Annotated in this window: 18 protein-coding genes; 10 read left to right on the forward strand and 8 right to left on the reverse strand. The window is 48.0% G+C overall.

Going from position 1 to position 21,047, the window contains the following annotated elements:
• The first annotated feature begins 285 nt into the window (after positions 1-285).
• From dmsA to dmsD, 4 genes are all read left to right on the forward strand, one after another.
• A complete protein-coding gene (gene dmsA / locus AYY16_RS15305) occupies positions 286-2,733 on the forward strand; it encodes a dimethylsulfoxide reductase subunit A (RefSeq protein WP_067368506.1) in 2,448 nt (815 codons plus the stop codon).
• Positions 2,734-2,744: 11 nt separating this feature from the next.
• Positions 2,745-3,362: a DMSO/selenate family reductase complex B subunit gene (locus tag AYY16_RS15310; RefSeq protein ID WP_067368512.1), complete on the forward strand. Its 618-nt coding sequence runs from the start codon at positions 2,745-2,747 to the stop codon at positions 3,360-3,362.
• Position 3,363: 1 nt separating this feature from the next.
• Positions 3,364-4,224, forward strand: a complete 861-nt coding sequence (locus AYY16_RS15315) for a DmsC/YnfH family molybdoenzyme membrane anchor subunit (RefSeq protein ID WP_067368513.1) — start codon at positions 3,364-3,366, stop codon at positions 4,222-4,224.
• Positions 4,225-4,312: 88 nt separating this feature from the next.
• Complete coding sequence (gene dmsD, locus AYY16_RS15320) at positions 4,313-4,924, forward strand: Tat proofreading chaperone DmsD (protein ID WP_067368517.1); 612 nt, start codon at positions 4,313-4,315, stop codon at positions 4,922-4,924.
• Positions 4,925-5,098: 174 nt separating this feature from the next.
• Here the strand turns inward: dmsD and AYY16_RS21205 are convergent, their stop codons facing one another.
• Positions 5,099-5,287, reverse strand: a complete 189-nt coding sequence (locus tag AYY16_RS21205; RefSeq protein ID WP_235846322.1) for a hypothetical protein — start codon at positions 5,285-5,287, stop codon at positions 5,099-5,101.
• Between the two features lie 265 nt (positions 5,288-5,552).
• On the opposite strand from AYY16_RS21205, the gene AYY16_RS15330 reads away from it, so the two are divergent.
• Both AYY16_RS15330 and AYY16_RS15335 read left to right on the forward strand, forming a co-directional pair.
• Positions 5,553-7,268 (forward strand): ABC transporter ATP-binding protein, encoded by a 1,716-nt coding sequence (locus tag AYY16_RS15330; protein ID WP_067368524.1) that lies wholly within the window; start codon positions 5,553-5,555, stop codon positions 7,266-7,268.
• Positions 7,258-8,928: an ATP-binding cassette domain-containing protein gene (locus AYY16_RS15335; RefSeq protein ID WP_162271066.1), complete on the forward strand. Its 1,671-nt coding sequence runs from the start codon at positions 7,258-7,260 to the stop codon at positions 8,926-8,928. The genes AYY16_RS15330 and AYY16_RS15335 overlap by 11 nt, the downstream gene beginning before the upstream one ends.
• Positions 8,929-8,948: 20 nt before the next feature.
• On the opposite strand, the gene yiiM is transcribed toward AYY16_RS15335, so the two are convergent.
• Positions 8,949-9,638: a 6-hydroxyaminopurine reductase gene (gene yiiM, locus AYY16_RS15340; RefSeq protein WP_067368922.1), complete on the reverse strand. Its 690-nt coding sequence runs from the start codon at positions 9,636-9,638 to the stop codon at positions 8,949-8,951.
• 102 nt (positions 9,639-9,740) lie between these two features.
• On the reverse strand, positions 9,741-10,361 hold the full coding sequence (sodA, locus tag AYY16_RS15345) for a superoxide dismutase [Mn] (RefSeq protein WP_067368528.1): 621 nt from the start codon (positions 10,359-10,361) through the stop codon (positions 9,741-9,743).
• A 406-nt stretch (positions 10,362-10,767) separates the two neighbouring features.
• Between sodA and acs the strand changes: the two genes are divergently transcribed.
• The 4 genes from acs to AYY16_RS15365 all read left to right on the forward strand — a co-directional run bounded on the left by acs (position 10,768) and on the right by AYY16_RS15365 (position 15,474).
• Positions 10,768-12,687, forward strand: a complete 1,920-nt coding sequence (acs, locus tag AYY16_RS15350; RefSeq protein WP_412778970.1) for an acetate--CoA ligase — start codon at positions 10,768-10,770, stop codon at positions 12,685-12,687.
• A gap of 78 nt (positions 12,688-12,765) precedes the next feature.
• Positions 12,766-13,077: a DUF485 domain-containing protein gene (locus tag AYY16_RS15355; RefSeq protein WP_067368530.1), complete on the forward strand. Its 312-nt coding sequence runs from the start codon at positions 12,766-12,768 to the stop codon at positions 13,075-13,077.
• Positions 13,074-14,723 carry a cation acetate symporter gene (locus tag AYY16_RS15360; protein WP_067368532.1) on the forward strand — a complete coding sequence of 550 codons (1,650 nt, stop codon included), beginning with the start codon at positions 13,074-13,076 and terminating at the stop codon, positions 14,721-14,723. The genes AYY16_RS15355 and AYY16_RS15360 overlap by 4 nt, the downstream gene beginning before the upstream one ends.
• 223 nt (positions 14,724-14,946) lie before the next feature.
• Positions 14,947-15,474 (forward strand): hypothetical protein, encoded by a 528-nt coding sequence (locus AYY16_RS15365; protein WP_235846323.1) that lies wholly within the window; start codon positions 14,947-14,949, stop codon positions 15,472-15,474.
• A 253-nt stretch (positions 15,475-15,727) separates the two neighbouring features.
• On the opposite strand, the gene AYY16_RS15370 is transcribed toward AYY16_RS15365, so the two are convergent.
• The 5 genes from AYY16_RS15370 to AYY16_RS15385 all read right to left on the reverse strand — a co-directional run bounded on the left by AYY16_RS15370 (position 15,728) and on the right by AYY16_RS15385 (position 20,625).
• Positions 15,728-16,786 (reverse strand): fimbrial protein, encoded by a 1,059-nt coding sequence (locus AYY16_RS15370; RefSeq protein ID WP_067368537.1) that lies wholly within the window; start codon positions 16,784-16,786, stop codon positions 15,728-15,730.
• The gene (locus AYY16_RS15375; RefSeq protein WP_235846324.1) at positions 16,783-18,651 is read right to left on the reverse strand and encodes a fimbria/pilus outer membrane usher protein; all 1,869 of its coding nucleotides are present in this window, start codon (positions 18,649-18,651) and stop codon (positions 16,783-16,785) included. Before AYY16_RS15375 ends, AYY16_RS15370 begins: the two co-directional genes overlap by 4 nt.
• 142 nt (positions 18,652-18,793) lie before the next feature.
• The gene (locus AYY16_RS21210) at positions 18,794-19,297 is read right to left on the reverse strand and encodes a FimD/PapC N-terminal domain-containing protein (RefSeq protein WP_235846325.1); all 504 of its coding nucleotides are present in this window, start codon (positions 19,295-19,297) and stop codon (positions 18,794-18,796) included.
• 15 nt (positions 19,298-19,312) lie between these two features.
• Complete coding sequence (locus AYY16_RS15380) at positions 19,313-19,897, reverse strand: fimbrial biogenesis chaperone (RefSeq protein WP_235846326.1); 585 nt, start codon at positions 19,895-19,897, stop codon at positions 19,313-19,315.
• A 164-nt stretch (positions 19,898-20,061) separates the two neighbouring features.
• Positions 20,062-20,625 (reverse strand): fimbrial protein, encoded by a 564-nt coding sequence (locus AYY16_RS15385; protein ID WP_067368539.1) that lies wholly within the window; start codon positions 20,623-20,625, stop codon positions 20,062-20,064.
• Between the last annotated feature and the right edge of the window lie 422 nt (positions 20,626-21,047).

The raw sequence follows: 21,047 nt of genomic DNA on the forward strand, positions 1-21,047 counted from the left end.
TCTCAATTGTGCCTGATCCTGATCAACCCCCGTATCTTCCCATGACAGCGGAATATCTGCTATTTACGGGATCAATAATCACGTATTCATTGACCCTTTTTTTGATGCAAAACAATCTTGCTGAATCGTAAAACCGTACAATCACTCTAGGTTATTGTATTAATTATATTTATTGCGAATGCTTACTAATCGCAATCTGACAGCCTGTGTATCTGTTCTTATCTGATAGCAATAACCACGATAACAATAACGACGATAACAAAATTAATTAAGCGAGCAATGTATATGACGAAAATTAAAGAAACGGCGTTGTTCACTGCACCGCTGACACGACGGGGGTTTGTCAAAGCCACCGGGGCTGCCGGCGGATTAGCCGTCGCAGCCGGTGGATTATCACTTCCTTTCAGTCATGCAGCCTCTGCGGCAGATAGCACACCAGCAGCAGCGCCACAGGAAAAAATTGTCTGGAGTGCCTGTACAGTCAACTGCGGCAGCCGTTGTCCGCTGCGTATGCATGTGACTGACGGCGAAATCAGATATGTCGAAACCGATAATACGGGCGATGATAATTACGAAGAATTTCATCAGGTTCGCGCCTGTCTGCGCGGGCGCTCAATGCGCCGCCGTGTTTATAATCCCGATCGCCTGAAATACCCGATGAAACGCGTGGGTAAACGTGGTGAAAATAAATTTGAACGGATAAGCTGGGAAGAAGCGTTTGATACTATCGCCGGCACCATGAAACGTTTGATCAGTGATTACGGCAATGAATCTATTTATCTGAACTATGGTACCGGGACACTCGGCGGCACCATGACTAAATCCTGGCCGCCGGGAGCGACTCTGATCGCCCGTCTGATGAACTGTTGCGGCGGTTATCTTAACCATTATGGCGACTACAGTACCGCGCAGATAGCAGCGGGTCTGAATTATACCTACGGCGGTTGGGCAGATGGTAACAGCCCGTCAGATATCGAAAACAGCAAGCTGGTGGTGATGTTCGGGAACAACCCGGGCGAAACCCGTATGAGCGGCGGCGGCGTAACCTACTATGTTGAGCAGGCACGCGAAAAATCAAATGCCCGCATGATTATCATTGACCCGCGTTATACTGATACCGGTGCCGGTCGTGAAGACGAATGGATCCCGATCCGTCCGGGAACTGATGCGGCACTGATCAGTGCGCTCGCTTATGTGATGATCAATGAAGATCTGGTGGATAAACCGTTCCTCGATAAATATTGCGTGGGTTATGACGAAACCACTATGCCTGCGGGTGCGCCGGAAAACGGGCACTATAAAGCCTACATTTTAGGTCAGGGTGCGGACGGTGTGGCGAAAACACCTGAATGGGCAGCAAAAATCACCGGTATTCCGGCAGCCAGAATTGTAAAACTGGCGCGTGAAATCGGAACAGCAAAACCGGCTTATATTACACAAGGCTGGGGTCCGCAGCGCCGCTCAAACGGCGAAACTGCATCGCGGGCAATCTCAATGCTGTCTATTCTGACCGGCAATGTGGGGATTAATGGCGGAAATACCGGCGCGCGCGAAGGCTCTTATGCCATCCCGTTTGTCCGTATGCCGACACTGACCAATCCGGTGGAAACCAGTATCTCCATGTTTATGTGGACTGACGCTATCCTGCGCGGCAAAGAAATGACCGCGACCCGCGATGGTGTACGCGGCAAAGACAAGCTGGATGTGCCGATCAAAATGGTCTGGAACTATGCCGGTAACTGTCTGGTTAATCAGCATTCTGATATCAACCGCACTCATGACATTCTTCAGGATGACACCAAGTGCGAGATGATTGTGGTTATCGACAATCACCTGACGTCTTCTGCAAAATATGCCGATATTATCCTGCCGGACTGTACTGCATCTGAGCAGATGGATTTTTGTATGGATGCGTCTGCGGGCAACATGGGATATGTGATTTTTGCAGACCAGGCTATCGCACCGCGTTTTGAAAGCCGCAATATCTATGACATGACCAGTGAAATAGCCAAACGTATGGGTGTCGGTGACGAATTCACCGAAAACCGTACTCAGGAAGAGTGGTTGCGCCATCTCTATGAGCAATCCAGAGCGGCATTGCCGGAACTGCCGGAGTTTGATGAGTTCCGCAAACAAGGTATGTTCAAAAAACGCGATCCGCAGGGGCATCATGTGGCGTACCGCGCTTTCCGTGAAGATCCGCAGGCAAATCCGCTGACCACGCCATCGGGAAAAATCGAGATCTATTCATCTCAGTTGGCTGAGATCCAGAAAACCTGGGAACTCAGTGAAGGTGATGAAATTCATCCGCTGCCGGTATATGCCGCCGGGTTTGAACACGGTGGTGATCCGTTAATGGAAAAATACCCGTTACAGATGACCGGTTTCCATTACAAATCCCGCACGCACTCAACTTACGGCAATGTGGATGTCTTGCAGGCAGCCTGCCCGCAGGAATTGTGGATAAACCCGGCGGATGCCGCGAAACGCGGAATTGCACAGGGTGACAAGGTGCGGATCTTTAACGACCGTGGCGAAGTCCGCGTCAATGTGAAAGTCACACCGCGCATTCTGCCGGGTGTCGTCGGACTGGGTGAAGGCGCATGGTACAGCCCGGATGGTAATCGTATCGACCACGCGGGCAGCATTAACGTGTTAACCACTCAGCGCCCGTCGCCGCTGGCGAAAGGGAACCCGTCCCACTCCAACCTTGTTGAAGTCGTTAAGGCCTGAGGAAGCGAATTATGTCAACGCAATATGGTTTCTACATTGATTCAAGTCGCTGCACCGGCTGCAAAACCTGCGAGCTGGCCTGTAAGGACTTTAAAAACTTATCACCGGAAGTGAATTTCCGCCGCATTTATGAATATGCGGGTGGTGACTGGACTGAGCAGGATGGCGTCTACAATCAGAATGTGTTCGCTTACTATCTCTCCATCTCCTGTAACCACTGTGATGACCCGGCGTGCGCCAAAGTCTGCCCGAGCGGTGCTATGCACAAACGCGAAGATGGCTTTGTCGTGGTGAATGAAGATATTTGCATCGGCTGTCGTTACTGCCACATGGCATGCCCGTATGGCGCGCCGCAGTTTGATGAAGTCAAAGGGCACATGACCAAATGTGACGGCTGTTATGAGCGCGTTGCAGAAGGGAAAAAGCCGATTTGTGTCGAATCCTGCCCGCTGCGCGCGCTGGATATGGCGCCGATTGAAGAACTGCGTGCCAAATACGGCACACTGGCTGAAATCGCACCGCTGCCGTCAGCAGAATACACACATCCGAATATTGTTTTAAAACTCAATGCCAACAGCCGTCCTGTCGGGGATACCACAGGCCATCTGGCGAACCCGGAGGAGGTATAACATGGGATCGGGAATTCATGAATGGCCGCTGATGTTCTTTACCACTCTGGGTCAGAGTGTGGCGGGTGCGTTTATCATCATGGCAGCAGTGCTGCTGTCCGGGAAGCTCACCCCTGAGATGAACCGGAAAGTGCATTACAGTATGTTCGGGCTCTGGGTATTGATGGGGATTGGTTTTCTGCTCTCCATGATGCACATGGGTACGCCGATGCGTGCATTTAATGCCTTTAACCGTCTGGGCAGTTCATCGCTCAGTAATGAAATTGCCGCAGGTTCGGTCTTTTTCGCGGCAGGCGGGTTTTACTGGCTGCTGGCGGTGCTGAATAAGATGCCTGCTGCTCTCGGCAAGCTCTGGCTGGTGGTGGTGATGATACTGGCGGTGGTGTTTATTTACGCCATTCCGCAGGTGTATCAGATTGCCACAGTGCCGACCTGGAACACACCTTACACCACTATCCACTTTGTACTGACGGCATTGCTGGGCGGTCCGCTGCTTGCTGCTCTGTTGTTGCGCATGGCGGGGTTTGACCTGCGCTGCATCAGCTGGTTGCCGGTGGTGAGTATTATTGCGCTGGTGGCGAGTGTGATTGCGGTAACGGCGCAGGGCTTTGATCTGGGCGGCATCCGCAGTTCTGTTCAGAATGCATCTGCGCTGGTGCCGGAGTTCGGTATGTTTATGGGCTGGCGTATGGTCTTACTGGCGCTGGGTCTGGCATGCTGGGTTCTGCCGCTGGTCAGACGCGCTAATCCGCCGGTTATCATGATGCTTGCCGGTTTTGTGCTGGTGCTGGGCGGTGAAATCATCGGGCGCGGTATTTTTTATGGTCTGCACATGACTGTCGGGATGGCTTATCTCGCCTGATACAGTGAATGCGTATCCTGTTACTGTTACCCGGTCGTAAACCGTGGCAGGATACGCCAATCGTTCTATTCTGATAACAGAGTGTGTTATGAGTCAGCAAGCAGTCAGTGATATCGCATTAACCGCCCGTATTCTCGGCGCGGCATTTTATTATCCGCCGGAAGAAACCGGGCAGATAACGGCGCTGCTTTCCTCCGGTGACTGGGTGGCGGAATGGCCGTACGGCACTGATGCACAAAAGCAGGCGGCGGCAGAAAAACTGCATGCCGTAACCGCAGGTGATGAAACGCATGCGCAGGCTTATCAGCGTTTATTTATTGGTCCGCAGGCATTACCGGCATCACCCTGGGGCTCTGTCTGGCTGGATAAAGAACAGGTATTGTTTGGTGAATCGACCGTGGCACTCCGTCAGTGGATGCGCGATCACAATGTGGATATTGCTCTGACGCAGAACGAGCCGGAAGATCACATAGGTTTGTTACTGATGATGGTGGCGTGGACGGCGGAAAATAATCCGGATGCCGTAAACGCACTTCTGGCAGAGCACCTTCTGCCCTGGGCGCGTTACTATCTGGCAAAAATGCAGGAAACCTGCGCAAGTCCGTACTATGAGGGGTTATCTGCCCTGACTGCGCTGACACTGAATGCCTGGCAGGAAACCCGCCTGATAATACCGGCAGAAAAAACGATTTTTGCCTGAATAAATTACCGTACGTATAAAAAAACCCTTCTGATGCGAATCCGAAGGGTTTTCTTTTTTATCTGACCGGATCACTGCCCGAGGTCAAATTCGTTAATTTTTGCCAGCATTTCCGGGTCGTTCCGGTACTGTTCCCGCAACATTGCCTGGTCTTTTTTAGCTGCCGGACAGGTTTCATCCATTGCTTTGCGGATCTCTTTTTTTATGATCCTCCGGCAGGGTATTGTCCCATTCACCGGCGAAATGTATGCAGGTCTCTGCATTATCCATATACACTTCAAGTGGATCTTCCTGCTGCTTTTCTGCGGCAGATACCGTGCCTGTCATTGCAGAGAGCGCCAGCAGTATTATCAGGTATTTCATCCTTGCCTCCTGTTTAAGACGATTGATTCACCCGCTGTAATTATTGCGGCGGGCAGAGATAATTACACATTACAGAGCCGGTTTAAAGCGGGGACACACGGTATTACACACTCTTACAACTCTCCCCTGAGTGACTTGCGCAAATGCCGTTTCAATTGCTGAAGCTGTCCGTAAACCGAAAGAAATAGCCGCGCAGACGAAAGGATTTCCTCTGGTGATATAACCGGCACTCCGATACTCTCCGCAGAGAACTGCGGAGAACATTATGTATCAGGATCTGCGGGCGCTGTTGCGTCCTTTTCACTCTTTACTTATTACGGCGCTTATCTTTCAGGGTATTGCCGGTATCGCATCATTACTTCCCTGGTTGGCACTTCATCAGTGGGTCAGCTTCTATCCGGACAGTTATAACGGCTGGCTGGCAGTTGCTGCTGTGGGGGGTATTGTCTGGCTGGCAGCTCAGACACTGGCGTTTCATATCACCCATGTTATGGATGCCCGGTGCAGTCACGGTCTTCGCCTGCAACTCTCAGACAAGATGCGCAGTCTGCCGCTGAACTGGTTTGTGCAGCAGGGTCGCGCTGGCGTGGAGCACTATGTTCAGCAGGATATCAATGCATTACATCAGTTGGTGGCACATGCGCCCGCTGATCTTGTCCGCCTGATCCTGGTTCCGTTACTGGCGGCATTGCTGTTGCTGATGATCAACCCTCTTCTTCTGGTCTTATCACTTCTGCCGCCCGTCGGTGCGTTTTTGTGTTTCCGGCTGATGCGCTCAGACCGCTACCGTGACATTTTTTCAGAGCGCGATAGTACATTGCGCACCTTATTTGAAGATTACCGCACCCTTGCCGAAAATCCGCTCGTTGCGCAGCAATTTCCCGGACGCGGAATTTTGCGCAAAACAGAACTGGCGTTGCTGCATTTCACCTCAGTTTTTCATCATTGGGTCACCAAAATCGGGCGTCCCGGTGCGATGGCGCAGGTGTTTCTCAGCTCTGTGTTACTGACCGGCTGGCTGCTGCTTTGCACTGTACTGACCGGGCAAACACTGTCCCCGGCTGATCTGGTGCTGTTTATTTTGTTGCTGCGCAATATTGCCGAACCGGTAACCGCCATGGGACACGGAGCCGATGCATTACAGGCGGCGGTGGCTGCGTCAGCGCGTATCCGTCAGTTACTGGCGCACCCGCAGATGCAGTACGGAGAGAGACAATATGACGACAGCACACCTTTGCCGGAATCCGTCCCGCTGACAGTACAGAGCGTAACTCTGTACCCGGACCGGGAAGAAAACAGTGTGTCGATCCTGAAAAATGTCAGTCTGACGGTTGCGGCGGGCGAATGCATTGCCATTGTTGGCCCGTCCGGCGCCGGGAAAAGTTCTCTGCTGCGCCTGATTGCGCGGTTTATGGATCCGTCAGGCGGCATGATCACCCTGGCGGGACAGCCGTTGTCTGCCTGGTCGCGGCACGGATTGAATCAGCTGGTGACGGTTGTGATGCAAAACAGTGAGCCGCTGCCCGGCACACTGCGCGATAACCTGATGCTGTTTAACCCGCAGGCATCCCCGGGGCAGATACAGCAAGCGCTGGCGGCTGCCCGCTTTGACAGTGTGATTGCCATGCAGGAAAAAGGAATGGATGCAGTGACAGGCACGGATGTTCACCTTTCCGGCGGCGAAGCTCAGCGGCTGGCAATTGCGCGGGCGCTGATTGCGCAAAGCCCGCTGCTGCTGGCAGATGAACCGACATCGGCGCTGGACCCGGATAATGCCGCGCATATTTTTGCCGCACTGACCGGTGGTACAGGAACCCGGGTGATTGTCACTCATGATCTTGCGCTGGCGCGCTGCGCTGATCGGCTGGTATTTATGGTGAAGGGTACTGTTGCGGCAACCGGCACACATGATGAGCTGCTGGCGCAATGCCCGTCTTACCGGCACTTTGCGCGGCAGCAGGAGGTTTCTCATGAAAGCTAATCTGCTTAAGACCAATCCGCTGATAAATCTTATTTTTTCCATGAAAGGCACTGTGCTGCTGATGATACTGAGTGCAGTACTGGACGGGATCTGCGGATTATTGCTGATCCCGGTGATCCTGACCTGGCAGCATGATCCGACACCGGCACTGTGGCAACTGGGGATTGCGACGGTGATCACTCTGCTGGTGCAATATATTGCCCTGCAACGCGGATTTTTTGCCGGAAGCAATCTGATGCACCGGCTGACGAAAGCGCTGGTCAGTCATATCCCCCGTCGTTTATCACGCGATAATCATGCACAAGGGCTGTTATCAGGCGCGGTTATGCAGGCGATGGGCATTCCTGCGCATCTGCTTGCGCCTCTGGTCGGTACTATCGTGATGCCGCTGACAATTATCATTGGCTTACTGTTTTACCATCCGGGTCTGGCGGCACTGTTTGCCGCAACGGCATTTATCCTCATAGCGGCATTGCGTTTGAGTGCAGTGCGCCTGAACCGGGCTGAAACGCAGCTTATCAGTGCGCGGGCAGATGCTGCGCAGGCACTGGGTGATTTTGCGCGCCATCAGGCGTTATTGCGCAAAAGCGGGCAGATGAGTGATGCCGCGCAGCAGCTTGAACAAACTCTGTATGCGCAACAACAATCACAGGTACAGGTTTTACGTCGCAGTCTGCCGTACCATCTGCTGTTCAGCCTGTTGATCCAACTGCTGTTTATTGTGGTTTTGGTGTGGGGGGCGTTACAGGTTTCCGGCGGTACGGTGGCACTGAATGGCTGGCTGGCGGTGATGATCTTAATTGCCCGGTTTATTGAGCCGCTGCATCAGCTTTCCCATATTGACCAGGCATTGCGCCAGGCGGGAACGGCCCTGAATGCGATCAACCGGGAACTCACCGGGAAAACCCGCCACTCCCCGGCACAGAGCCGGAGTCCCTCTACACTGATCATTACGGCAGATAATCTGAATCTGGTATCAGATGAAGGAAAGCCGCTGCTGCATGATGTCTCTTTTGCCTGTCCGGAAAACCGGCTGACGGTTATTACCGGATCATCGGGTGCCGGAAAAACTACACTACTGCATCTGCTGGCACGAACCGCTGATCCGCAAAGTGGTGTGGTGAGTTACGGCGATATGCCGGTGACCATGCTGTCTGAAACTGTGCTGGCATCGGTGCGCCAGTTAGTCACTCAATCGTCGCACCTGTTGCGCGGCACACTGCGCTGGTCCCTGCTTCAGGGCGCGACACAGCCGGATGATGAGGCGGTGATTGCGCAACTGCACTCACTCGGTCTGACTGTCACAGCCGCTCAGCTGGATGAGGATACCGGGGAGCAGGGAGATTGTTTCGCCGGCGGGCAGAAGCAGCGCCTGTGTCTGGCAAGAGCCTTACTGGCGAAGCCGTCCGTGCTGCTGCTGGATGAACCGACAGCAAGCCTGGATGTATTAAGCCGTAAACGTGTGATTGATACACTGGCGGAATGGCCGGGGACGCGGATTATTGTCACCCACAGTTCGGAGCTGGCGCGCCGTGCTGACCATCTCATTGTGATGGCTGAAGGGCAGATTTGTGCGCAGGGGTTACCGGCAGATGTGGCGGCACAATCTGACTGGTTTGCCCGTTTTTGTACCGGGCAGACAGAAAATAGTGAAAATTGATCGGCAACAGTCGCGCTTTCTCAGCCAAACGGTCCGGCGAAACCAAATAACCGGCGGTTAAAATCTTCAATTTTCCCGGTCGCCAGGCGGCGCTGCATTGTCAGTGTCCAACTGGCGGATAAACCGGGCGCATGCAGCAGATGGCGGTATTCTGTTTCATCAAACGGCAGATGAAATGCGATAGCAACCGCCTCTCTGACAGAAACGGCACTGGTGCGGGTCAGCAGGCTCAGCGGCTTCTGACTGCTCACATCCCCTTTTCCGATAACGCGGTACAGCCAGCCGGTGCGACCGGTATCCTGCATGACCTGTGCAAAATCAGCCACATCTGTCAGCGGATTCAGTTTGTAGCACGGCGAACGCGGTTGTGTGACCTGAATAAAGGCGCTGCCCCACTGATAAATATCACCAATGAATACGGTTTCTTCAGTCATACCCACCGTGGATATATTTTCACCGAAAAAGGGCGCGGCAAAGCGCTCTTCAATCTCCGGATACATCATTTTCCAGTAGTCGTAATGCTCACGCGGATATTGGCACAATGCACGATCAGGTCCGCCGTGAAAGGCTTTTTCTGCCTGTTCATCACCGGCAAGCCCGGTTGAGTCCAGTGCAATAATACCGTCTGTCTGACGTTTTTCGATGGCGCTGAGCCCGCAACGGGCTGTTTCTCTGATAGCGCCGGTAAAAACTAAAGGTGTATATGCCATGCCGCCTCCGTATTCAGTAAGGCAGTTATCATAATCGAAAGCGGGGAAGAAAAATATGTGCCGGCGGACGCCGGCACACAGAAATAAAATAATCAGCAAATCTTATTTTGCAGAGGCAAAACGCGCTGCTGCTTCGTCCCAGTTAACCACAGACCAGAAGGCTTTAATGTAGTCAGGACGGCGGTTCTGGAATTTCAGATAGTAAGCGTGCTCCCACACATCCAGACCTACAATCGGATAACCGGATGTACCGGAAATCGCTTCACCCATCAGCGGGTTGTCCTGGTTTGCAGTGGATACCACAGCCAGTTTGCCGTCTTTCAGTACCAGCCATGCCCAGCCGGAGCCGAAACGGGTTGCGGCTGCTTTTTCAAACTCAGCCTGAAACGCGTCGATACTGCCGAAATCGCGTTCAATGGCGGCTTTCAGGTCGCCTTGTAGCATTGTGCCGGTTTTCAGACCTTTCCAGAACATGCTGTGGTTTGAATGACCACCGGCGTTATTACGGATAAAGGTGCGCTTATCCGCAGGGAATTTGTCGAGTTGGGTGATCAGGTCATCGATATCAAGACCGGTCATGTCAGGGAATGCTTCGAGTGCGGTATTGGTGTTATTCACATACGTCTGATGATGTTTGGTATGGTGAATTTCCATTGTCATCTTATCGAAATGAGGCTCTAACGCGTCGTAAGCATACGGTAATGCAGGTAATACATAGCTCATAATTATAACTCCAGTAATTGACCGAACCGCTCACATCATGTGTGAACAAGCTAAACAGTATAATGGATCAGATGATAATGAAAATGATTATCAAACCCTCGCGATCTGTGCGGACTCTTTTAATTCGTTAGTTTACTGTCGTATATTAGTTAAACATGTTGATAAATTTCAACATTATAATGTTAAAAACTATGTCTGTGTTGCTATCTGACATTTTGTACCGGTACTGGTTTCCGCATCAAATGATAACGCTGCAAGTCTCAGTCCGTTTAATTCGTGATCTTTCGCGCAAAAAAGAAACAAAAGTGAACAGGTAACTTTATTTAACGTGATTTTGACATAGCATTAACAATTGAGAGGAGACTCACCATGACAAAAATAATGAAATATCCTGTACCCGAAGAAATTGAAAAAAAATGCGCTCATCAATCATCAGCAGTATCTGGCAGAGTATCAGCGATCGGTTCAGGATCCTGACGGCTTCTGGCGTGAAAAGGGACAGGTTGTTGACTGGATAAAACCCTATACCCGGGTTAAAAATACCTCCTTTGATCCCGGACATGTGAGTATTAAATGGTTTGAAGACGGCACACTGAATCTGAGTGTCAACTGCCTTGATCGCCATCTGGCGGAGCGGGGAGATAAAACGGCGATTATCTGGGAAGGAGACAACCCGGATGAATCCCGTTACATCACATACCGCGAGTTACACCATGATGTCTGTCAGTTTGCCAACGTGCTGAAACAAAACGGAATTGGCAAAGGCGATGTGGTCGCGATTTATATGCCGATGGTGCCGGAAGCCGCTGTTGCGATGCTTGCCTGCGCGCGTATTGGCGCAGTTCACTCGGTTATTTTTGCCGGATTTTCACCGGAAGCGGTTTCCGGACGGGTGATTGATTCCGGGGCAAAAATGGTGATCACCGCTGACGAAGGTCTGCGTGCCGGGCGGACAATACCGCTTAAACAAAATGTTGACGACGGGCTGAAAAACCCGGGCGTGACAACGGTCGGCAATGTCATTGTTTTCCGTCGTACCGGTAACCCGGTGGAATGGAAAAAAGGTCGCGATATCTGGTGGCACGAGGCGATTGACGGCGTCAGTGCAGAGTGCCCGCCACAAGAGATGAATGCAGAAGATCCGCTGTTTATCCTTTATACCTCAGGGTCTACCGGCAAGCCGAAAGGGGTATTACATACCACGGGCGGTTATCTGGTTTATGCGACACTGACATTTAAATATATCTTTGATTATCATGGTGATGAAGTCTTCTGGTGTACCGCCGATGTGGGCTGGGTTACCGGACATACTTATCTGGTTTACGGACCGCTCTCCAACGGGGCTATCACCCTGATGTTTGAAGGGGTGCCGAACTACCCGAAAGTGAACCGGATGTGCCAGATTGTTGATAAACATCAGGTTAATATTCTGTATACCGCCCCGACTGCTATCCGCGCCCTGATGGCGGAGGGTGTTAAAGCCATTGAAGGTACATCCCGCAAGTCACTGCGCATTATGGGCTCTGTGGGCGAGCCGATTAACCCGGAAGCCTGGGAATGGTATTACAAAACTATCGGTGACAGCCGCTGCCCGATAGTCGATACCTGGTGGCAGACTGAAACCGGTGCCTGCATGATAGGCGCAATGCCCGGAGCAATTGAACTCAAACCCGGTTCGGCAACAGTGCCGTTCTTTGGTGTTCAGCCCGCGCTGGTGGATAACCAGGGCGACATTCTCACGGGTGAAACGGAAGGAAACCTGGTTATTCTTGATTCCTGGCCGGGTCAGGCGCGGACACTGTTTGGTGATCACGAACGGTTCGAGCAAACTTATTTCTCTGCGTTTAAGGGGATGTATTTTGCCGGTGACGGTACGCGCCGTGATGAAGACGGTTATTACTGGATAACCGGGCGTGTCGATGATGTGCTGAATATCTCCGGTCACCGTCTGGGAACCGCAGAAGTGGAATCGGCTCTGGTTTCACACCCGAAAATTGCCGAGGCCGCTGTTGTCGGCGTTCCGCACAATATCAAAGGGCAGGCAATTTATGCCTATGTCACACTCAATCACGGCGAGGAGCCGACTCCGGAGCTGTACGCTGAGGTACGCAACTGGGTGCGTAAAGAAATCGGTCCGATTGCCACGCCGGATATCCTCCACTGGACAGACTCTCTGCCTAAAACGCGCTCCGGTAAAATCATGCGCCGTATCCTTCGTAAAATCGCCACCGGGGACACCGGTAACTTAGGCGATGTATCAACCCTCGCCGACCCGGGCGTGGTCGAAAAACTGCTCGAAGAAAAGCAGGCCATCAAAATGAGCTAGTACTATACCCAACCTTGGTCAGTGCTGTTTAATACGGCACTGACGCAATTCTGATAACAATAAAGAGGAGTATCCTCAATGAGTGAATCCATTTATCAACAGGTGGAGAATAACCCTCGCTTTCAGGAACTGATCAGAAAGCGCAGTCGTTTCTCATGGACGCTGTCCATCATTACTCTCGTACTGTATGTCAGTTTTATTATTCTGATTGCTTTTGATCCGCAATGGCTGGGTACACCAATCAGTGAAGGTTCGACTATCACACGCGGAATACCTGTCGGGGTCGGGCTGATTATCAGCGCCTTTGTTCTGACAGGAATTTATACGGTCCGGGCAAATGGTGAATTTGATCGCCTGACAGCCGAAATTTTAAATGAGGTGAAGTCATGATCAAGCGCATCTCTGCTCTGCTGGCTTCGCTTCCGTTTCTCAGTTATGCCGATGCGATAAGCGGGCCGGTTGAACGCCAGCCTGTTAACTATCAGGCAATTATGATGTTTGTGGCGTTTGTCGGTCTGACACTCTACATCACTTACTGGGCATCAAAACGCACCCGATCGCGTGCTGATTATTACACCGCAGGCGGGAAAATTACCGGGTTTCAGAATGCGCTGGCTATCGCCGGGGACTTTATGTCTGCGGCCTCTTTCCTCGGAATTTCTGCGCTGGTGTATACCTCCGGCTATGACGGATTGATTTACTCGATCGGCTTTCTGATAGGCTGGCCGATTATCCTGTTCCTGATTGCCGAGCGGCTGCGTAACCTCGGGCGGTATACCTTTGCGGATGTGGTGTCTTACCGGCTGAAAGCACGCCCTATCCGGGTGTTGTCTGCCAGCGGATCACTGGTGGTGGTAGCGCTTTATCTGATTGCGCAGATGGTGGGCGCGGGTAAATTGATTGAGCTGCTGTTCGGGCTGGATTACATCATTGCGGTTGTTCTCGTCGGGATACTGATGGTGTTTTATGTCCTGTTCGGCGGCATGCTGGCAACGACATGGGTACAAATTATCAAAGCGGTTCTGCTGCTTGCCGGTGCCAGTTTTATGGCACTGATGGTGATGAAAGCAGTTGATTTCAATTTTAACACCTTGTTTAAAGATGCCGTGGCGGTACATAAGAACGGGCTGGCGATTATGAGCCCGGGCGGATTGGTTTCTGATCCCATCTCTGCGCTTTCTCTGGGGCTGGCTCTGATGTTCGGAACCGCCGGACTGCCGCATATTATCATGCGATTTTTTACAGTCAGTGATGCCAAAGAGGCGCGTAAAAGTGTGTTTTACGCCACCGGGTTTATTGGCTATTTCTATATTCTGACCTTTATTATCGGCTTCGGAGCTATTTTGCTGGTCAGCCCGAACCCTGCATTTAAAGATGCTGCCGGTGCGCTGATTGGCGGAACAAATATGGCGGCAGTGCATCTGGCGGATGCCGTCGGCGGAAACCTGTTCCTCGGCTTTATTTCAGCCGTTGCGTTTGCCACGATACTGGCAGTGGTCGCCGGGCTGACACTGGCGGGCGCTTCTGCGGTTTCTCATGACCTGTATGCCTGTGCTATCAAAGATGGTAAAGCGAATGAACGGGATGAACTGAAAGTCTCAAAAATCACGGTGGTTATCCTGGGAATAGTGGCTATCGGACTGGGTATTTTGTTTGAAAAACAGAATATTGCCTTTATGGTGGGACTGGCTTTCTCGATTGCCGCAAGCTGTAACTTCCCGATCATCCTGTTGTCCATGTACTGGAAACGCCTGACAACCCGTGGCGCACTGGCAGGAGGCTGGCTGGGATTATTAACGGCAGTGATTCTGATGATCCTGGGACCGACAATCTGGGTTGGTATTCTGGGGCATGAAAAAGCTATTTATCCGTATGAATATCCGGCTCTTTTTTCTATGACGGTTGCCTTTTTTGTATCCTGGCTGGTTTCTGTAACTGATAATTCATTACAGGCGCAGGGAGAGCGAAGCCGCTTTGAAGCGCAGTTTATCCGCTCACAAATTGGTCTTGGTATCGAGCAGGGTAAGTCACACTGATAAACTATACCCGTCATACTTCAGGATGCCTGTCTGAGTTTGTCGCCTACAGGTATCCGGAATTATTTAGAGTATTATAGAGTGCGGTTTCCGCTCAGGGGATCGCATTTTTCTTTCCTCCTTTTACTTGTTTTATCCGGTTGTTAATGATTAACTGCGTTCCGCTTATTTATGTTACTTAAAAGTTAATTTATGCATCTGTTTTTTTTCTGTTTTACTGATTGTGATTATTGCACTGGCACCCGCAGTATTAACCGGCGGGCTGGGCGCAGAGTACAATGTTAAAATTGCGGTAATGGGCGCATTGTTACTGTTGGCAAATATGTACCTTTACCGCTACCGCTGGGGAAAAGTGCTTGTCGGCGTACTGACATTATTGTGGGGATTGAATTTATCGGCATCTGCTTTTTTCCGCCGGGAGGCGGGAGCACAATATATAGCTGATCTTCCGGCTCTCCTCCATCAGAGACATACATTGTCTGCCGCAGATGTGCTGGCTGAAAATATGGGTATTACAGGATTCTTTATTCTTGTTTCAGTGGCTTATTTCGGGGTTGTTCATCTGTTGAGTAGCGTATTACCCCGCCGCGTTATTCGTAATGCCGGGATTTCATTACTGTTGCTGTCATTTATTTTACCGGTTGAATATTATGCTATGGAAAAAGATAAAACACCGGGTCTGACTGTATATGACCACTATCTGCTGGGCACTCCGTTGTATAATCTCTCATCTGTTACCATGGCACTGTAATGCCTGAATATACCCTTATTCATTCAAACTGCAGGTGCGTTGGCTGCACTCATCCAGCCTGGTCACATACTAATGTATGCTCCCCGTCTGTCCTCCCTTGCCGCCTTCCTGCATCTTGGAATGACGTTGGGTACATACCCTTATTCATTCAAACTGCAGGTGCGTTGGTTAAACGAAGCCTTCCTGCATCTTGAATGACGTTGGGTACAGATATGATTTAATTGATAATGAGAGATTATTCAGTGCGCAGTGATTAGTCGAATTGCAAAACGAACTGTGCCGTTGCTTCTGCTTTCCCTGCTTTTATTGAATCACCATAGCGATAATATTCAGCGATCAGAGGAACCCTGGTTCTTCCTTCCTGAAGATCAGCAATTTTAATAAATTCCTGATTAACCAGCATCTCGTCATTGTTCATCGGCGATTTTATGGTAAAGCCAATTCCGGCTGCATTATTACCCTGACCTTCATTATCAATTTTAATAACAGAGTCTTTGCCATCATAACTTTCAGTATCAGTCGCAATTAATTTCATATTTGCCGAAACATTGTCGTTACATGAAATGAATAATTCATCTTCTGCAGTATATGTTCCGTCAGGAAAACCAACAGAAGAGAATGCACTGGTTGGTGCCCGTGGTAATGTAAATTCTAAATTTGAATTTTCCAGGTCACATGAGACAGGTGCGTTTTCAATTTTACCTTTCAACTGGTAACTATACCCGACAGATGTCGTGCCTCCTCCGGAATTAAAGGCCTGAATTAAAACGGTACCGATATAAGCACCGCCTGAAAGATTGAGGGTATCCGGATTATCTTTTGCGGCATAGATAATAACCGTTAAATCAAGCGGTAGCAGGCTACCTTCCGGAACAGGAACATCAGCACCCGGGTGGTTCTGAAAAGGGACCCCTGTGCTGCTGTCGAGTAAAACATAAACAAAATTACGATCCCCGCCCGGATAAATATGGTAGGCAGGACGACCATCAATATCGCCATAATATTTAGCAGAAATACCACTTCCTTCGCTGTAACTGGTATAGCCGTGAACACCGGCATCCGGACCACATTCAGCAACACCGCCGACGCCGCCCTCACGAACAAAGCTGAACTGGCCGACTTCCTGGTGCTGTTTTATGCTCCCGGTCAGCTTGAGTGATATTTGTGAGGTCATTGTTGAGTGCCGTTGATTGCCTTTTTCAACACAATCCTGCAGTGCATAGGCATTATTCATCGTACCCAGCCCGACCAGTGTAACCAGTAAGGTCAGTGCCAGATGTTTGGTTTTTTTCATTATATGATAGTGGCTCATAATACCTCCTGCTGACAATCCGAGGTCATAATATAAAGACCATTTGTCGGAATAGTATTGTTAATATTGTAATTCACCCGGCAGTGCTGTGTGACACCGTTATATTTCCACTCAACAAAAATATCGCCTTTTTCTTTATTGGCAACAAAGTAAAGTGAGCTGAAATTAGATACAAGATAGTCAGGTGATCCTTCCATGCTGGCTTTTGCGCCCAGTGGTATTTCAGTATTGTCTTTCGATGTAAGTTTTATTAATAATTTATATCCCTTCTTTGCATCAAAGTTTGCAAGAATTAATGCGCCTTTTGTCGGGACAATATTATTAATAATATTATTTTCAATCTCAACATTACCCGGTAGTGTCTGCGTATCTATCGTAATATTATTTTTCCGGTAAGGCGTCATACCGGAGACAATTGCCAGACCTGAGTTATTTGTTTTCAGTGAATGGCCATTAACCACACCGATACCTGCGGCATCTTTTGTCAGTACCAGTGCATTAGTTTCCTGCAATGCAGGTGTTGCCAGAACACCATACTGTGTGGCAACCAGTGAGCCGTTCATGCCATAACTGAGATTTTTATTATCTTTACTGTATGAATAACCGGCATGAACAGTTGAATATTGTGAACGATATGAACTGCTTAATCCGCCTGAGTAATCGACACCCTTATTGCCATGACTTTGATAAATATCCCAGCTGCCTTGCTGTTTATCACCATAATTACCGCTTATCCCGGCCGTTTGTAATGACTGTCGATCATTATCGACAGATGCGCTGTAATTTGCCCAGACAGGGTAATCATTAATACTTAACGGAACGCTGAGGTTCATACTGATGTTATAGGTATTTTTATTATTATCGTGAGATTTCCCACCCTGATAATAGTTATAATAAATACCATAGTTTATTTTATTAAATGAGCTGTTAAATCCGGCATTGTACGATTTTTGTTTTTTCCCGTTTGTATATTCATAGATGACAGAGGAAATATTTAACGATGAATTTCCGGATAATATTGGTTGGTTCAGTGATAGTGTATATTCATTCTTTAGTTTATTATGGCTGTTGTTATTATCCTGATATGCCATTGCATCATCAAAACGATAGAAATTAGTATCAAAATGCCGGTAGCCAACCAATGATAGGCTGGTATTCGTTGCCTCGAGACGTTTTGAGTAGTTAACACGGAATGCATTACCACTGAATTTTTTATCATCCGTCATGGTTGTTTTTGCATGTAATATATCGGTCGTTATAGCACCAAAAACACCTAAATTAAATGCTGCTCCTATCCCGCCGGATTGGTAACGCGGGGCAACAAATGCACCACCGTAAAGTGTAATAAAATCGGTAAAACCATAAAAAACCTCTGCCTGATTGATGTATTTCCCATCACCATCATTGCGGCTGTCATATTTTCCGCTGGACAGGCTGTAGCGTATATTTCCTTTCCTTTCCAGGGTTGAGATTGACGAAAAAGGCACGATGAAATTCTTTTCACTACCGTCTGTTTCTGTAACATTAACGTAGAGATTCCCGCCATTGCTCATCGGGAAGTAGTTGGTCAGATTAAAGGGTCCTGCGGGCACACTTTGTCTGAGGATTGTTTCACCATTTTGAACAATAGTGACCGTAGCTTCTGAGTTAGCTAAGCCGGAAATAGTAGGAACATAATTTGTTTTATTTGTTGGTTCCATTGTTCTGTCTGTTGTCAGACGAACACCGCGGTATTTAACGGAGTCAAACAACTGTGATGAGGAGTATAAATCCCCGATAGTAAATTCACTTTTAATTTTATTAATATTTCGTGAAAGGGTATTGCTGATATTGTTCCATTTCTTCTTTCCATTGGTATCATTCATCCAGGTTGAGTAATTCTTGTAGCGCCATGCTCCCATATTTACACGGGTCCGGATGTTACCGTAATAGTTATCATCAGAGTTGCCATTATGTTGACGGTTGAACGCAGAAAATAAGTAATCAACAAATAATACAGGAATACCATTATCCCAGTTTTTTTTCTTCAATCAGTGATAGTTTGTCTTTATTAATATAGGATTGAGGGACTGTCAGGGAATAAACTTTAGTATTGAGATCCAAATAGCCTTGTACAAATTCAATGTTATTAATGTTAAGGCAGTTATCTGTATTTTGAGTTTCATCAGGTAATACAGGAAACTCAATACCAAAATTATCCCAGTCTGCTTTTGAAAAGCAAGGCGCCAGCTTTTCACTTCCGGAACTGTTTTTCATCAGAATGAAATCAATATCCTGATTAGATATTTTACTATTGTTAATAAATAGATTAACTTTATATTTTCCCGGAGCTACATCATTTTCTTTGAAAACATCAAGTTCTTCATTAGTTAACTGAGATTCAGCACCGGCAATACTGAATAAACCAGGTGGGTAATAGTCTCCGGCAATAACTGAACAGGATGTCCCTGCAAGCAGAAATGATATTACAGGTAATAATATGAAGTTGTTTTTATTATACGTATTTTTCATAGTAGTCATCATGATTTATTTAACAGAGACGTTTTTCTCAATTGCTTTGCCATAGTCATTTATATATGTCAGCCTGATATGTGCGGGTGCATTGGTTGTACCGGATAACTTCAGTGTTTCTTCGGATTTTGGGGTCAGATAACCATCAGATAATTTTATTTCCTGATTGTTAATGACTAACTTTGAAACATTAACATAGTAGGGTGTTGGGTTTTTTACTGTGAGAGTATTTCCGGATACACTCCAGGTTAATTTATCAACATAGGTTTCAATGTCTTTATTATCTAATGATTCAGGGCGGTAAATTATCTTTATTCTGTTTGTCATGGAATAACGTAAAACATTCTCCTTACCTTCACTGCTTGGGGCAACAAACTTAACATTCAGCCAATAAAGTGATTCTCTGTCTGATGGTAAATTGACAACTTTTGTTACCTGCAATGTATTCTTTTGTTCTGCCCGCAGTTTTAATAAGGGAGGAGTGGAAACAAAGTCAGGGCTGACTTTCCCTGCTTTATCTTCAACCCAGGATTGCAGCAGATAGTTTCTGTTTTTGTCAGTATTAAAGGCAACGACACCTTCACTGTTATTTTTTTTCATGATAAACCAGACGGGTAGTTTCCAGACCGAATCCTGCATAGCTTTTTACCGTGAATAAAAGGCATGTTAAAACAGAGATAGTGATTTTTTTAGTAAACATAATGTCGCCTGATTAAATAATCATATAAAATGAAGGCGCAGATTAAATAATCTGCGCACTGATATTAATTATAGGAAAGCGTATAATTTAATGTTGCATCAGCCTGGCCGGCTTCAACATCGTCAGCAGTACTGGTATATTTTGCGACATAGCTTGCATGCCACTCTGTACTGGAAACAACATCATACTCTTCAGATTCGCCATCAATAGTAATAGGCTCATCCATGTTGTCACGGTTATAAATAATAATACCGATATTTTTAGCTGTATTATCATCATTCGGATTATCTAATTCCAGAACAGATTCGTGACCATCTTTTCTGGTACCATGCAGCTGTAATTGCACTGTGCCCTGATCCGGGCAATCGATTAATGAAATATCCAGTGAACCATTTTTACCTTCTCCGCCAACTTCATCACCTGACCCGGTGAACGCGCTGGTTGGATAACGTCCCATCTCAACATCCGCATTTGGCGAATTGGAATTATTAATATCGATTGAACAGGTTGCGTTATAAATAAAACCTCTGAATGAGATTGTGCCATCCTGTTCAACAGCGGATGCACTCATTACTGAACCTGCTAATAAAATAGATAATACAGTTTTGCCTGTTAAAAACGTTTTCATTAAAAAACCTTGTTTGAATTAATATCGGTAGTATTCGGGTGGCTAAATAAAACTAATATGCACCATTTATCATCAGATATTAATCTGATTAAAAATAACGATTGAAATGGTTATAAGTTATTATATTTGGCAAAAGATACATATCTTTATACCCGATTTAATAAGTTTATTTATCCTGAAATAAATATTGTCTTTATATCAGTTCATCTGTGTCCTGTTTGCCGGTCTGACTTATTGGGAGGTGATACTTTCCGGCATGAGTCAGGTATAAAATGATGCTGCATTGACATTGTTATATAGGTTTATTTTAGTGATAAATAAGTGATGACTAAGTCACTCACAATATAAGTATACCTTAATCATTTATTTCCGGAACAGTCGGGTGTATCGGAGTGTTGTTTAGTGTTTCTTTATATTTCAGG

This window comes from Morganella psychrotolerans, from assembly GCF_001676155.1.
Lineage (GTDB): Bacteria > Pseudomonadota > Gammaproteobacteria > Enterobacterales > Enterobacteriaceae > Morganella > Morganella psychrotolerans.

Excerpts from the sequence above, each read along its gene's own strand:
- dmsA (WP_067368506.1), top strand. The coding sequence starts at position 286 with ATGACGAAAATTAAAGAAACGGCGTTGTTCACTGCACCGCTGACACGA.
- AYY16_RS15310 (WP_067368512.1), top strand. The coding sequence starts at position 2,745 with ATGTCAACGCAATATGGTTTCTACATTGATTCAAGTCGCTGCACCGGC.
- AYY16_RS15315 (WP_067368513.1), top strand. The coding sequence starts at position 3,364 with ATGGGATCGGGAATTCATGAATGGCCGCTGATGTTCTTTACCACTCTG.
- dmsD (WP_067368517.1), top strand. The coding sequence starts at position 4,313 with ATGAGTCAGCAAGCAGTCAGTGATATCGCATTAACCGCCCGTATTCTC.
- AYY16_RS21205 (WP_235846322.1), bottom strand. The coding sequence starts at position 5,287 with ATGAAATACCTGATAATACTGCTGGCGCTCTCTGCAATGACAGGCACG.
- AYY16_RS15330 (WP_067368524.1), top strand. The coding sequence starts at position 5,553 with ATGTATCAGGATCTGCGGGCGCTGTTGCGTCCTTTTCACTCTTTACTT.
- AYY16_RS15335 (WP_162271066.1), top strand. The coding sequence starts at position 7,258 with ATGAAAGCTAATCTGCTTAAGACCAATCCGCTGATAAATCTTATTTTT.
- yiiM (WP_067368922.1), bottom strand. The coding sequence starts at position 9,638 with ATGGCATATACACCTTTAGTTTTTACCGGCGCTATCAGAGAAACAGCC.
- sodA (WP_067368528.1), bottom strand. The coding sequence starts at position 10,361 with ATGAGCTATGTATTACCTGCATTACCGTATGCTTACGACGCGTTAGAG.
- AYY16_RS15355 (WP_067368530.1), top strand. The coding sequence starts at position 12,766 with ATGAGTGAATCCATTTATCAACAGGTGGAGAATAACCCTCGCTTTCAG.
- AYY16_RS15360 (WP_067368532.1), top strand. The coding sequence starts at position 13,074 with ATGATCAAGCGCATCTCTGCTCTGCTGGCTTCGCTTCCGTTTCTCAGT.
- AYY16_RS15370 (WP_067368537.1), bottom strand. The coding sequence starts at position 16,786 with ATGAGCCACTATCATATAATGAAAAAAACCAAACATCTGGCACTGACC.
- AYY16_RS15375 (WP_235846324.1), bottom strand. The coding sequence starts at position 18,651 with ATGAATGATACCAATGGAAAGAAGAAATGGAACAATATCAGCAATACC.
- AYY16_RS21210 (WP_235846325.1), bottom strand. The coding sequence starts at position 19,297 with ATGAAAAATACGTATAATAAAAACAACTTCATATTATTACCTGTAATA.
- AYY16_RS15380 (WP_235846326.1), bottom strand. The coding sequence starts at position 19,897 with ATGAAAAAAAATAACAGTGAAGGTGTCGTTGCCTTTAATACTGACAAA.
- AYY16_RS15385 (WP_067368539.1), bottom strand. The coding sequence starts at position 20,625 with ATGAAAACGTTTTTAACAGGCAAAACTGTATTATCTATTTTATTAGCA.